This is a genomic window from Acinetobacter sp. 826659 (genome assembly GCF_000588515.1).
Classification (GTDB): Bacteria; Pseudomonadota; Gammaproteobacteria; order Pseudomonadales; family Moraxellaceae; genus Acinetobacter; species Acinetobacter pittii.
The window spans coordinates 413,201-426,372 of record NZ_JFYD01000003.1; the positions used below are offsets into that span (position 1 = coordinate 413,201).

12 protein-coding genes are annotated in these 13,172 nt (G+C 41.3%); 4 read left to right on the plus strand and 8 right to left on the minus strand.

Annotated features, from left to right (window positions below; all coding sequences use genetic code 11):
- The gene (locus J663_RS08955; protein WP_033849204.1) at positions 1 to 1,425 is read right to left on the minus strand and encodes a PLP-dependent aminotransferase family protein; all 1,425 of its coding nucleotides are present in this window, start codon (positions 1,423 to 1,425) and stop codon (positions 1 to 3) included.
- Between the two features lie 90 nt (positions 1,426 to 1,515).
- On the opposite strand from J663_RS08955, the gene J663_RS08960 reads away from it, so the two are divergent.
- On the plus strand, positions 1,516 to 1,890 hold the full coding sequence (locus tag J663_RS08960; RefSeq protein ID WP_033849206.1) for a hypothetical protein: 375 nt from the start codon (positions 1,516 to 1,518) through the stop codon (positions 1,888 to 1,890).
- Here the strand turns inward: J663_RS08960 and J663_RS08965 are convergent.
- Positions 1,874 to 2,776 (minus strand): LysR family transcriptional regulator, encoded by a 903-nt coding sequence (locus J663_RS08965; RefSeq protein WP_033849208.1) that lies wholly within the window; start codon positions 2,774 to 2,776, stop codon positions 1,874 to 1,876. The two genes, J663_RS08960 and J663_RS08965, sit on opposite strands and share 17 nt — an antisense overlap.
- A gap of 120 nt (positions 2,777 to 2,896) precedes the next feature.
- Between J663_RS08965 and dkgB the strand changes: the two genes are divergently transcribed.
- Both dkgB and J663_RS08975 read left to right on the plus strand, forming a co-directional pair.
- On the plus strand, positions 2,897 to 3,700 hold the full coding sequence (dkgB, locus tag J663_RS08970; RefSeq protein WP_033849241.1) for a 2,5-didehydrogluconate reductase DkgB: 804 nt from the start codon (positions 2,897 to 2,899) through the stop codon (positions 3,698 to 3,700).
- 4 nt (positions 3,701 to 3,704) lie between these two features.
- Positions 3,705 to 4,895, plus strand: coding sequence for an MFS transporter (locus J663_RS08975; RefSeq protein ID WP_005066574.1), 1,191 nt, complete (start codon positions 3,705 to 3,707; stop codon positions 4,893 to 4,895).
- A 40-nt stretch (positions 4,896 to 4,935) separates the two neighbouring features.
- Here J663_RS08975 and J663_RS08980 read toward each other — a convergent pair whose 3' ends face one another.
- Together J663_RS08980 and dapB are read right to left on the minus strand one after the other, a co-directional pair.
- Entirely contained in the window at positions 4,936 to 5,589 is a 654-nt protein-coding gene (locus J663_RS08980) for an START domain-containing protein (protein WP_033849210.1), read from the minus strand.
- Positions 5,590 to 5,639: 50 nt separating this feature from the next.
- Entirely contained in the window at positions 5,640 to 6,461 is an 822-nt protein-coding gene (gene dapB, locus J663_RS08985) for a 4-hydroxy-tetrahydrodipicolinate reductase (RefSeq protein WP_002119175.1), read from the minus strand.
- A gap of 183 nt (positions 6,462 to 6,644) precedes the next feature.
- Between dapB and J663_RS08990 the strand changes: the two genes are divergently transcribed.
- A complete protein-coding gene (locus tag J663_RS08990) occupies positions 6,645 to 7,004 on the plus strand; it encodes a hypothetical protein (protein WP_033849213.1) in 360 nt (119 codons plus the stop codon).
- 114 nt (positions 7,005 to 7,118) lie between these two features.
- Here J663_RS08990 and dnaJ read toward each other — a convergent pair whose 3' ends face one another.
- The 4 genes from dnaJ to J663_RS09010 all read right to left on the minus strand — a co-directional run bounded on the left by dnaJ (position 7,119) and on the right by J663_RS09010 (position 13,080).
- Positions 7,119 to 8,231, minus strand: coding sequence for a molecular chaperone DnaJ (dnaJ, locus tag J663_RS08995; protein ID WP_002119101.1), 1,113 nt, complete (start codon positions 8,229 to 8,231; stop codon positions 7,119 to 7,121).
- A gap of 103 nt (positions 8,232 to 8,334) precedes the next feature.
- Positions 8,335 to 8,712, minus strand: coding sequence for a membrane protein (locus tag J663_RS09000; protein ID WP_002119294.1), 378 nt, complete (start codon positions 8,710 to 8,712; stop codon positions 8,335 to 8,337).
- A 139-nt stretch (positions 8,713 to 8,851) separates the two neighbouring features.
- Positions 8,852 to 11,977, minus strand: a complete 3,126-nt coding sequence (locus tag J663_RS09005; protein WP_005078784.1) for an efflux RND transporter permease subunit — start codon at positions 11,975 to 11,977, stop codon at positions 8,852 to 8,854.
- Complete coding sequence (locus J663_RS09010) at positions 11,974 to 13,080, minus strand: efflux RND transporter periplasmic adaptor subunit (RefSeq protein ID WP_033849215.1); 1,107 nt, start codon at positions 13,078 to 13,080, stop codon at positions 11,974 to 11,976. Before J663_RS09010 ends, J663_RS09005 begins: the two co-directional genes overlap by 4 nt.
- Positions 13,081 to 13,172 lie beyond the last annotated feature (92 nt).

Here is a 13,172-nt window from a genome sequence, read left to right on the forward strand (position 1 = left end):
CTAACTCGCTGTTTTAATCTGTTGCCGTGACCAGTCCGCTAAGTCTTTAATTGCTTGGCGGACATCTGCTGTTAACTCGTGACCTGCATTTAAACGAATAAAATGCCGATAGCGTTCATCCTCACCAAAAACATGCCCGGGAACTACGGTAATTCCGTGAGATTTTGCAGTGTAATAGAGCGCCAAACTATCTACAGTTTTAGGTAACTGCATCCATAAAGCATAACCACCTTCTGGTTGACTCAATGCAATTGGAATACCTTCAAACGCATTTAAAATACAACTACGATACTCCTCGACTTGCCGCATCAAATTCGGTCTTAACTGCTCTAAATGCTCCCTGTAACCACGACTATAAATAAAATCAGCTAGACCTAATTGTAGCGGTGTATTGACCCCAATATTACTGGCTAACAGCTCAAGTCTTAAATGTTCTAACTTTGTTGTTAAACAGAACCATCCTACGCGATACGCACTCGATAACGACTTAGAAACCGATCCACACCAAATCACATAGCCTTCACGGTCCCAATAGCGTATAGGTAATGGTCGCTCACCGCTGTAACCACACTCTCCATAAATATCATCTTCGATAATAAAGCACTGATACTTTGCTGCTAATTCGGCAATTTTTTGTTTTTCTGTATTACTTAAACAGTATCCCAATGGGTTCTGATAGTTGGCTGTCATTAAGCAAACTTTAGCCAAACCTTGCTTCATAAATGATTCTAAGCGCTCAAGATCGATACCACGATGATGCGCTGGAATTTCAATAATCTGCCGTTTTAAACTGGCTATAAGCTGTAGTTGTCCATTAAAAGTAGGCGTCGGGATTAAAATACTATCACCTACTTCTGTTAGATGTTGAATCACCAAAGATAAAGCAGGCATGCAACCATTCGTAATAAAAATATCCTCTACCGCGATAAAAATCCCATCTTCACGCCAATGATCAGATAACGCTTTTCTTAATTGCTCATGCCCTTGTTTATTACAATAAAGAAAGTCTTGAGGCTGACAATTTTTTAAAGCCCGTTGAATAGAACGACGTAAACTTTCCACAGGAATAAAATGAGGCGTTAACTGAATAGAGCCTAATGGTACAAGATGGCTTTGTAAGGCAGCTTCCTGAATTTGATTATGCAATTCCAGATTTGAAACTTGTCGAGGTAAAGACAAGAAATCTGGACTTTCAGGAATGGGGCCCGATTGTGCACGAGCAACCACAAAATAACCTGACTTCGGCTTTACATAAATAAGCCCCCTCGCCTCAAGTAACTCATAACAACTTTTTGCTGTACTTAAACTAATGCTGTGCTGACGAGCAAAATCTCGTAAAGAAATAAGTTTCTGATGAGGTTTAAGCTCATCTTGATAAATACGATGTGCTAATTGATTGGCAAGAACCTGATATTGGAAAGTCATTCTGTGCTGCTTTTTTAAAAATTTCTGTATCTGTACTGGTTTATAGAACACCTTTAGGCTATAGAAATCAACTCAGAAAGTAGCAAAGTCATGAAATTAAAAGCTATATTGTTATTTACTATTGTTTTAGCTGGTTGCCAACAACAACCAAAAGATGAGCAGTACAGACATACGGTTTGCCAAAGTCTCATAGAAGGTTATTTAAAAATGACAAATCAACAAGACTATAAAATGGAGCAACGCACTGATGAAAAGACCAGTACGATTTCTCATTATCAATATAAGCGTAATAGCTCAAATGAAGTTGTAATGGTGAACTCGGTTTATTCGACTTTGTATTTTAGCTGCCGAGAACATCAAAAAAGCTATTTTCTGTCTCAACATTCATCACAAGGACAAACGACCCCACTTTTAGAAGTTCATTTTCCAACTGACAGTTACACTACTTTTAGAGAGCGTTTTTAAAACCGTCTTTTAACTGTTCTGCCAAAAACTCAATAAATAAACGAATTCGTTTTGGTAGATGCTCTTGTTGATAATACACAGCATGGATGCTTTGGTATTGATGTTCAATTTGGTCCTCAAATAAAGCAATCAATCGTCCTTCTTCAATATCTTTCCAAACCATAAATTCTGATAAGCATGTAATGCCGTGTCCACGTAGTGCAAGCTGTCGGACAGTTTCACCATTTGAAGCTTTAATATGGGGTTGAGCTATAAAATATTCATTGCCTATCTTAAGCGGCCAAGTGTTTAAGTGAGCTGGCTTGGTAAAGCCTATCAATTCATGTTCGTTTAATTCTTGTGGCTGCTGAGGATAATTAGTCTGGTTTAAATATTCAGGGCTAGCGACCATATACAGGCGACTTTTGCACACTAATTTGGCATGCATACTGGAATCATTAAGTTCACCAAATCGAAATGCGACATCGGTTTTATGTTGCAGTAGATCAATAATTTGATCATTACTATTTAACTCAATTTCAATATGAGGATATTGCTTGCGAAAAGCATGCATCAGCGGAGCAACAACATGTAAAACAAAAGGTGTGGCCGAGTCGATACGAATAAGACCTGAGGTATCTTGATCAGATCTTTGTAGTTCTTCTTCAGCAGCATTTAGCTCATTTAAGATTTTACGGGCCTTTACCAGAAACTGCTGCCCTTCTTGTGTGAGTTTTAATTTTCGTGTCGTTCGTTCTAATAAGGTCACATCTAACTTAGCTTCCAAGCGTGTTAAAGATCGACTAACCCCCGAAGGTGTTTGTTTTAAATGCTCTGCTGCTGCAACAAAAGAACCTGTATCAACGATTGCGATAAACGCAACCAGCTCTTCAATTGTTGATTTCATGTCTTATTCCATTATTGACTAATGATCAAAGATATTTTGCTTATTCATCTATTTTTTCGCAACAATAAAAAAAGCAAAATGCATCTCATGTTAAATGATTACTCAAATTTAGGTGAACATATGAATATTCCACGTTTTGGTCTAGGTACTTTCCGTCTTAAAGAACAAGCAGTCATTGATTCTGTTAAAACTGCTTTAGAAGTAGGTTACCGTGTAATTGACACTGCTCAAATTTATGACAATGAAGCAGCGATTGGTCAAGCCATTGCCGAAAGCGGTGTATCACGTCAGGACTTATTTCTAACCACAAAAATCTGGGTAGATAATTTTGCTCAAGATAAGTTTATTCCAAGCTTAAAAGAAAGCTTAGAAAAGCTTCGTACTGACCATGTCGATTTAACTTTGATTCATTGGCCAGCACCAGATCTAGGCGTTTCGATTCCTGAAGTTATGAAGCTTTTACTTGAAGCGAAAGAACAAGGTCTTACTAAACAAATTGGTATTTCAAACTTCAATATTGAGCTTACTCAACAAGCGATTGATACAATTGGTGCTGAAAATATTGCAACCAACCAGATTGAGTTAAGTCCTTATCTTCAAAACCATAAGCTTGTGAATTTCTTACAAGAGAAGAATATTGATGTTACTTCATATATGACGCTTGCCTACGGCAAAGTGCTTCAAGACCCAGTTCTCGCTGAAATTGCAGCAGTTCATAAAGCAACGACAGCGCAAATTGCACTTGCATGGGCATTGCAACGTGGTTTTGCAGTCATTCCCTCTTCGACTAAACGTGAAAACCTGATTAGCAACTTAAAAGCACAGGATATCGAGTTAACTTCAGCTGAAATGCAAATGATTGCCGAACTTGATCGTAACAGTCGTGAAGTTAGCCCAGAGCCATGGGCACCAGTTTGGGACTAAACTCATGAACACTCAATCAAATACGGCGTTCTCGTTATTGGCATTGGCAATTGGTGCCTTTGCCATTGGCACCACTGAATTCTCACCAATGGGATTGCTTCCGAATATCGCTAATGATTTAGGGATTTCAATTCCAACGGCCGGTATGTTAATTACAGGTTACGCACTTGGTGTCATGCTAGGTGCCCCATTCATGACCCTATGGTTTGGTGGTTTTGCACGACGTAATGCGCTTATTTTACTGATGGCGATCTTTACGGTCGGTAACCTAATCGCAGCCTTTTCACCAAGCTATATGAGCTTATTAGGTGCTCGTCTCATCACAAGCTTAAACCATGGTGCTTTCTTCGGGATTGGCTCTGTTGTAGCGGCAAGCATTGTGCCCGCACATAAACAGGCCAGTGCTGTAGCCACCATGTTTATGGGCTTAACCATTGCCAATATCGGTGGTGTACCTTTAGCAACATGGGTAGGACAAAACATTGGCTGGCGTATGTCTTTCCTTGCGATTTCCTTGCTTGGTGTGATTACCATGCTCGCTTTATGGAAAGCGCTCCCACAAGGTATGGTTGCCCAAAAACCAAATGTGAAAGCTGAATTAAAGGTATTAACACGTACTCCTGTGGTCCTTGCGCTACTCACCACCGTACTCGGTGCAGGTGCAATGTTTACGCTCTATACCTATATTGCGCCAAGTTTGACTGAGTTTACCCATGCTTCACCTACCTTTATTACGTTCATGTTGGTGTTGATTGGTGTCGGTTTCTCAATTGGTAACCATTTAGGCGGACGTTTTGCAGATTTGTCCATTAACAAAACTTTGATTGGTTTCTTGGTTCTGCTGATTGTGATGATGGTGACTTTCCCAATTCTTGCACAAAGCCAGATTGGAGCAGCCATTGCATTAGTGATCTGGGGTGCAGCAACCTTTGCTTTAGTACCACCTTTGCAAATGCGTGTAATGTCAGTCGCTCATGAAGCACCAGGACTTGCCTCTTCAGTGAATATCGGTGCGTTTAACTTAGGTAACGCAGTTGGAGCAGCAGCAGGCGCGTTAGTACTCGATTTAGGTTGGGGTTATAGCGCAGTATCATTTGCTGGAGCATTACTAGCTGGCTTAGGTTTGTTATTGGTTTTATTTCAAATCAAACGCGAAAGTAGCCCTGCACAAGCTTTACAGCAGTGTTCAGATTAATAAAAAAAGCGCCTGATCTCAGGCGCTTTTTTTAAGCTATTTATTTTAAAATATCTGGTAATTTAGGGTGTTCATAAATCGGACTAGTCACTTCCCGCTTCATTTTAAGCAACATCTGGTAAGGCTGCTGTTGAACAAACATATTTACAAAGCTCAACGGAATTGCACCAGCAGGATCAGCATAACCACTGGTGGTTACTTTCACCTTATTATTTCCAAGTTTCTGGAATGTCCAATCCCCTTCATAGCGTGTTAAGCGCACCACATCAGGTTGTATCGGATAATTTCCACTAATTGCGGTATTTTTAATTGTCACAACACCATTTGCGGCCTTGCTCATTTTTCCTTTTACAACGACATCACGATCTTTCAAAGGAAACGGAAAATCCAACACCATATACAGTGTGAACTCACCTTTTTTCTCATCTTGAGACAACATTTCAACTTTGCCCATATAAGGCACCCACTGGTCAGCACGATTTACATCTAAAATCACAGCAACAGCGCGTTCAAGTGGCACATCAAATGTGGTTTCTGCTTTATATTGAAAGACTGGATTATCAGTTTTTTGATAGGTCCAGACTTTAATATTATTACGGTCTAAGCTGAGTTTAGCTTTTTCAGTAGAAGCAGCCCCCGTCCAGAGACTGCTTAAGCAAAGAAGAGTGGTCAAGGCAATTTGTTTTTTATTCATGTTCTGCTCTATCTTGTTTTTCTCGCTACACATGGAATACGTACAGGGTTTTATACCTGTACGTCGTTCAATCCTAAAACATCTTTCATGTCATATTTACGCGCTTCACGGCCCACAACCCATGCAGCAGCTCGTACTGCACCAGCAGCAAAGTTCATACGGTTAGTCGCTTTATGTGTCACTTCAACGCGCTCACCTTCACCAATAAACATGACTGTGTGTTCGCCAACGATGTCACCACCACGAATAGTTTCAAAACCAATCGTTTGACGGTCACGTGGGCCTGTATGCCCTTCACGGCCATACACAGCAACTTCTTTTAAGTTACGGCCTAAAGTATCTGCAATTGCTTCGCCCATCATTAATGCTGTACCTGACGGCGCATCTACTTTATGACGGTGGTGAGCTTCAATCACTTCAATATCTACTGTATCGCCAAATACTTTTGCTGCAAGCTCAAGTAACTTGATTGATACATTTACGCCCACTGAATAGTTCGCAGCGTAAACCACTGGGGTATGCGTAGCAACTTCGTCTAACTCAGCTTTTTGCTCATCTGACATACCTGTTGTACCAATAACCATGGCAACCCCAGCTTCACGACAAAGCTTTAAATGCTGAGCAGTTGCAACTGGTGCAGTAAAATCAATGATTACATCGCAGTCTTTAAGAACTTCTGCCAAGTTTCCTGAAACCTTCACACCCACTGAACCAATACCAGCAAGCTCACCTGCATCAGTGCCCACCAAACTACTTTCCGGACGCTCTACCGCTGCAGCTAATTGATAGCCTGCCTGTTGAACTGCTTGAATAAGCGTACGGCCCATACGACCGCCTGCACCTAAAATACCAATGCGTGGAGCTGCTGACATAATCTTCCCAATCTTCGGTTTTACGTAATTTACCTACTATATCAAAACTCTTTGCTCATCTTAAAAAGTAAAAATTATTTTTTGAGTTGGGACGAAATTTAATCTGTTTTCACAAAAGTTAAAGAATTGATCGGCAGACTACGGAGCCACGAATGAGAAAAAGATGACTATAAGGAGTTCAGCATGCATTCGAGAATTATTGGCTTTACAGTGATGATGGGGATTATGAGTTCAATGGCATTTGCAGAGCCTGCAATCCAACCAGGAGACACATTAGAAAGCTTATCTAAAGCACGTATTACAACTAACGTAAGTACTCAAACAGCAACTCCTACAGCTCAAACTGTAGCAACTGATGCCAACACTGACGTTAAAATTGAAGATATTGACCCAATTATTGGCGAAACAGCAGCAGAGGCACCAAAAGTAGCTGTACAGGCAGAAGCAGTAGCCGCACCAGTGATCAAAAATGCTCCTACTCTTGCTTCTAGCGAACCGACTGTCAGTGTTAATGATATTGATGTTGCTCACCCTACAGAGTAAGCAGACGTAATTTTCTTTTAAGCAGAATAAAAATAATAAGATGAATCAGCGCAATAAAAAGGCGGATATTTTATCAATATCCGCCTTCTTTTTAATTTCTTATCTAATCAAGTATTAATCGAACAAACGATCAAAGAATGATTTTTTCTTCGGTGAAGAAGCACTGTCTTCGCCATCAAAAGAAGCTTGCAACTCTTTAAGTAATTCACGTTGACGAGAATTTAAGTTGACTGGTGTTTCTACCACAATACGGCAGAGTAAATCACCCACCATGCTGCTACGTACTGGACGAACGCCTTTGCCACGTAAACGGAATAATTTACCTGTTTGAGTTCCCTCAGGAATCTTCAAGCTAACACGACCTTCCAAAGTTGGGATTTCAATTTCTTTACCAAGTGCAGCATCAGCAATGCTCACTGGTACGTCCATATAAAGATCTGCGCCATCACGTTGGAAAATTTCGTGTTCACGAACGACGACTTCAACGTACAAGTCACCTGATTGGCCATCACGAATAGCTTCGCCTTTACCACTCAAACGAACGCGATCACCATTATCTACACCCGCTGGAATGGTAACTTCCAACGTTTGTTGACGGTCAGCCACACCTGAACCATGACATGCCTGACAAGGGTTTTTAATAATTTTACCTTGGCCACGACACGTACCACATGTTTGTTGTACAGAGAAGAAACCTTGCTGCATACGCACTTGTCCTGAACCATGACAAGTTTTACAGGTTTCAACATCTTTTGGATTTTTTGAACCTTTACCATCACACACATCACAAGGTGCTGGAGCAGTAAAGGTAATGGTTTTTTTCACCCCTTTTACGGCTTCTTCAAGGGTAAGTTCCATTACATAGCGTAGATCTGATCCGCGACGTTGACGCTGTTGACGTCCACCACCACCGAATGCGCCACCGAAGATATCACCGAACTGGCTAAAAATATCTTCTGCACTAAATCCGCCGAAGCCACCACCGCCCCCGCCAAAGCCACCTTCGAACGCATTATGTCCCATTCGATCGTACATGCTACGCTTTTCGCTGTCCGATAAAACTTCATAAGCTTCAGCAGCTTCTTTAAATTTCTCTTCAGCTTCGGCATTGTCAGGGTTTCTATCAGGATGATATTTCATCGCCAATTTACGGTAGGCTTTTTTGATCTCATCATCACTTGCGGTTTTTGAAACGCCTAAAACCTCATAATAATCACGTTTAGCCATTTTTGGCGGTGCTCCTCACGGAATTTTATCAATACTCTATTGCCGACTAAATGGGGGGCTTTAGCCGAATTTACAAGGGGGAAATGTTTAAAAAATAGATATATTAAAAAACTGCCTTATTTTTTAAATATTTAGACAAGCCTTTTAACCATGCATTTAATAGAAATAACCACGCAATAGCGCTAAAAACTACGCCAGCAACCGTAGAGGCTGTGACCCAAAGATTACTATCCCATGCAAAGAAGAAGAGCGGAATAAACCAGACAACAGCAAAAATTGCCATAAATAGAAATAGAATCGCATTGCGCATAATCCATAGCGCATGCGCATGAATCCAAACTTCTGCATTATCTACAACTGCCACTTTACGAGCGACCAAATAAGCAAAGGCCGCAAAAATAACCGTAAACAATGCAAGAAACATGAACGCATAAGAAATTACTATATAGCGGCGATGCTGTTCGATATGGTCTTGCCCCATCTGTATTTCACCTCAATTCACTGCATTTTGCCTATTTTTTATGCAGTGAAATAATCCTGTATTTTTTGTGTAAAGACAGGTGCTACTATATTGGAGTTTTCAATATTTCGCACCTTTATTCACAAAAAATTTATGTATTTTATGCGGTTTTTTTCACCTTAAACCACGCTGCGTAAAGTGCAGGTAGAAAAAATAATGTCAGTAAGGTGGCAACAATCAATCCGCCCATGATCGCAACTGCCATCGGACCAAAGAAAATACTTCGAGAAAGTGGAATCATGGCCAGAACAGCGGCTAAAGCAGTCAAAATAATTGGACGGAATCGACGCACTGTCGCTTCAATAATTGCCTCCCAAGTTGGATGTCCCGCTTGTCGGTCCTGCTCAATTTGATCAATCAAAATAAGCGAGTTACGCATGATCATGCCAGAGAGCGCAATTGTGCCTAACATGGCCACAAAGCCAAATGGTTTGTTAAATAACAGTAAGAATAAAACAACACCAATTAAACCCAGTGGAGCTGTTAACAACACGATGGTCGAGCGAGACAAGCTTTTGAGCTGAATCATCAGTAATGTCATGACCACTGCCAAGAAGAGTGGCATACCCGCATTCACAGAATCTTGCCCACGTGCAGACTCTTCTACGGTTCCACCCACTTCAATGAGATAGCCACTTGGCAATTCAGCACGTAACTTATCCATTGATTCAGCTAACTCACCCACAACGGTAGCAGGCTGCAAATTGGTACGAATATCTGCGCGAACAGTAATCGTCGGTAAGCGGTTACGATGCCAGATCAAACCATCTTCAAACTTATACTCAATTTTCGCAATTTGAGCTAAAGGTACAGTGGTCCCATTGTTCGTTGGTACAGCTAAGCTTGCCAATGAAGCCACTTCAACTCGCTCTGCTTGGTCTCCGCGTAAACGGATTTCAATGAGTTCACGCTTTTCACGATATTGCTCAATCGCACTACCTGTAATTGATGCATTAATAAAGTTTGCTAAATCCAGACTAGAGACACCCATTTGTCGAGCACGGTCTTGGTCAATTTGAATAGAAATGATCTTACTTGGCTCACCCCAATCTAAATGCACATTGGTGGTATTCGGGTTTTCACTCATTACTTTAGCGACTTGTTGCGCTTCTTTACGTACCAAATTTAAATCTTCACCTGACACACGATATTGCAATGGATAACCCACAGGTGGGCCATTTTCGAGTAATGACACACGAGTACGGACTTGCGGGAGTAACTGCTTAATTTGTGTTTCTAACGAACGACGAATGTCATCACGATCATCCAGTGATGATGCGAGTACAACAAACTGAGCAAAGCTGGCTTGCGGTAATTGCTGGTCTAAAGGTAAATAAAAACGTGGTGAACCTGTACCCACATAAGCCACATAGTTATCAATTCCCTTTTGTTTAGACAAAAATTTTTCTACCTTTTTCACAGCTTGTTCTGTTGCTGTTAAAGAGGCGCCTTCTTCAAGTTTTAAATCGACTAAAATCTCGGCACGGTTTGAAGGCGGGAAAAACTGCTGAGGTACCATCTTAAACATCAGCACAGAGAGCACAAAAATCCCCACTGTCGTTGCAATCACGGTTTTACGATAGGTCACACAAAACTCGACCATCTTTCTAAAACGTAAATAGAAACTAGATTGATAAGGATCGTAATGATGGTCCTGTGAAATTGCCACAGTTTGCGGTTGTGGTTTTTTAGTTAATCTTGCCCATAAGCGGACATACCAAGGCGCCTGATGTCCTAACTTGGTAAAATCTGGTAATAGCTTTTCACCTAAATAAGGTACGAATAAAACTGCCGCGATCCAAGACACCAATAAAGCAATAGTCACGACCTGAAAAATAGAGCGTGTGTATTCGCCTGTACTAGACTGAGCCGTAGCAATCGGTAAAAAACCTGCCGCGGTAATCAATGTTCCCGTGAGCATCGGAAATGCTGTAGTTTTCCACGCAAATCCGGCGGCTTTAATCCGGCTATAGCCCTGCTCCATCTTAATGGCCATCATCTCGACGGCGATAATGGCGTCATCGACTAACAGACCTAACGCCAAGATCAGAGCACCAAGTGAAATCTTATGCAGTCCGACATCGAATAAACTCATACCGGCAAAGGTCATTGCTAAAACTAAAGGAATAGAAAAAGCAACCACTAGTCCTGTACGGAAACCTAAAGAGAAAAAACTCACTAACAAGACAATAATGACTGCTTCAGCGAGAACCTTCACAAACTCATGAATACTGCGTTGTACTGCTACAGGTTGGTCAGAAACTTTCTGCAATTTCATGCCGAGTGGCAAGGTCTTTTGCAGTTGGGCAAATTCTGTTTCTAGATTTTTACCAAGGGCAATAATGTCACCGCCTTTACGCATCGAAACGGCAATACCAATACCATTTTCACCCATAAAACGCATGCGCGGTTGAGCAGGCTGACTAAAACCACGATAAACATCAGCAACGTCACCAAGCTGAATTGTTTTATCACCGACCAATAAAGGTGTTTTTTTAATTTCATCAATATTTTGCAGATGACCACTTACTCTAATTTGAATACGGTCTGTACCCGTTTCAAAAAAGCCAGCACTTGCCATACTATTTTGCTTTTGTAAGGCTTCTTGAATCGCTGTAACTGGAATTCCGAGCTGTACCGCTTTAGTGTTAGAAATCTCAACCCATATTTTTTGGTCTTGTAGACCAATCAATTCGACCTTACTGACATCTTTGACTCGTTGAAGCTGTAATTGCAAACGATCTGCATATTCTTTCAAAAGTGCATAGTCAAAGTCTTTGCCTGTCAGTACATAAATATTACCGAAAGTGTCCCCAAATTCATCGTTAAAAAATGGGCCTTGTACACCGTTTGGCAGTTCATGGCGAATATCATTCACCTTCTTACGAACGTTATACCAAACGTCAGGGATCTGTGCCGATGTCAGCGAGTCCTTGGCAACAAATGTAACCATCGACTCCCCCGGGCGGGAGTAAGCCATAATCTTGTCATACTGCCCTGTTGTCATGAGTTCCTTTTCGATACGGTCAGTCACCAGCGTTGAAACTTCTTTCGCTGTTGCTCCCGGCCAATAGGTTTGTACGACCATGACTTTAAAGGTAAATGGTGGGTCTTCACTTTGTGAGAGTTTTGAATAAGAGATCGCGCCGATAATGCCAAGTAACAGCATAAAATAAAGGACGATACCTTTATTATTTAATGCCCATTCCGAGAGATTGAATTTCATGGTTGGATTGCTCCCTGAATTTTCACCGCACGGTTTTCACGGTCAATCGGGTGAATCTTCTGCTTATCGCGTAGCAAATGCACACCACCAATCACCACCCAATCATTTGGTGTTAAACCAGATAGCACGGGTACACTGTCTCTGCCATATGCACCAACCGTTACAGGTACTTTACGTAAAGTCTGATTCGCATTAACAACCCAGACATAAGGCTGATTATCTGTTGCTGAAACACTCGAAAGTGGCACACTCATCACGTTGGTTTGAGTTGAGGTAAAAAATACGCGTGCACTTTGTCCAAGTTGGATAACAGACTGCCCTTCTTTGAGTGCAACTTTCACTGTAAAGGTACGAGACTGATCCGCTGCCGGAGAAACTTCACGTACATATCCGGCAAACCTTTCATTCGGTTTAGACCACAAGGTGATCCAAGCGCCTTGACCAACTTTAATCTCGTTAACTGCTTGTTCAGGAACACCAATAACAACTTCACGCTCTCCATCAATTGCAAGTTGATAAGCAGCTTGTCCTGCTGCAACCACTTGTCCAATTTCTATATTTCGCGCAGTAATCACCCCGTTTTTGTTAGAAACGAGTTGGTTATAACCTGTCTGGTTAGCAGAAACCTCATAGTTAGAACGAGCTTGTTGTAGTGCTGCCTGTGCCGCGTCATATTGATTTTTTACCGTATCGAATTGCGAACGGCTCACTGCATTAATAGGGAGTAATTGTTGAAAACGTTTAAGTTCATCTGCTGCTGTTTTTGCTGAAGCCTGTGCATTATCCAGTTGGGCTTTAGCAGCATTTAATTGTAACTGAGCATCTGCCACATCGAGTTTTGCTAATACTTGTCCAACTTTAACTCGGTCGCCTACATCCACATAGCGCGCCGTAACTTGTCCACCAACCCGAAATGCCAAAGCCGTTTGTTGTCTAGCCTGCACATCCCCTGCATAGCTTTTTTGTTCATTGAGTGTGGTTAATGGCTGCGCCACCATCACATAGGGTATTTCTTCTGTTTTGGGCGCTTCTTTACTGCATCCCATTAATGTGACCGTACAAACAATCACCATACTCATGATGAGAGGTTTTAACAGATTCATATCTTATCGCTCTTATTCAAACTGGTTTTTTAAGGCACAATATGCTTGCATCATAGTTTGTTTGTTTTTTAATTAATATACCTATGAGTACA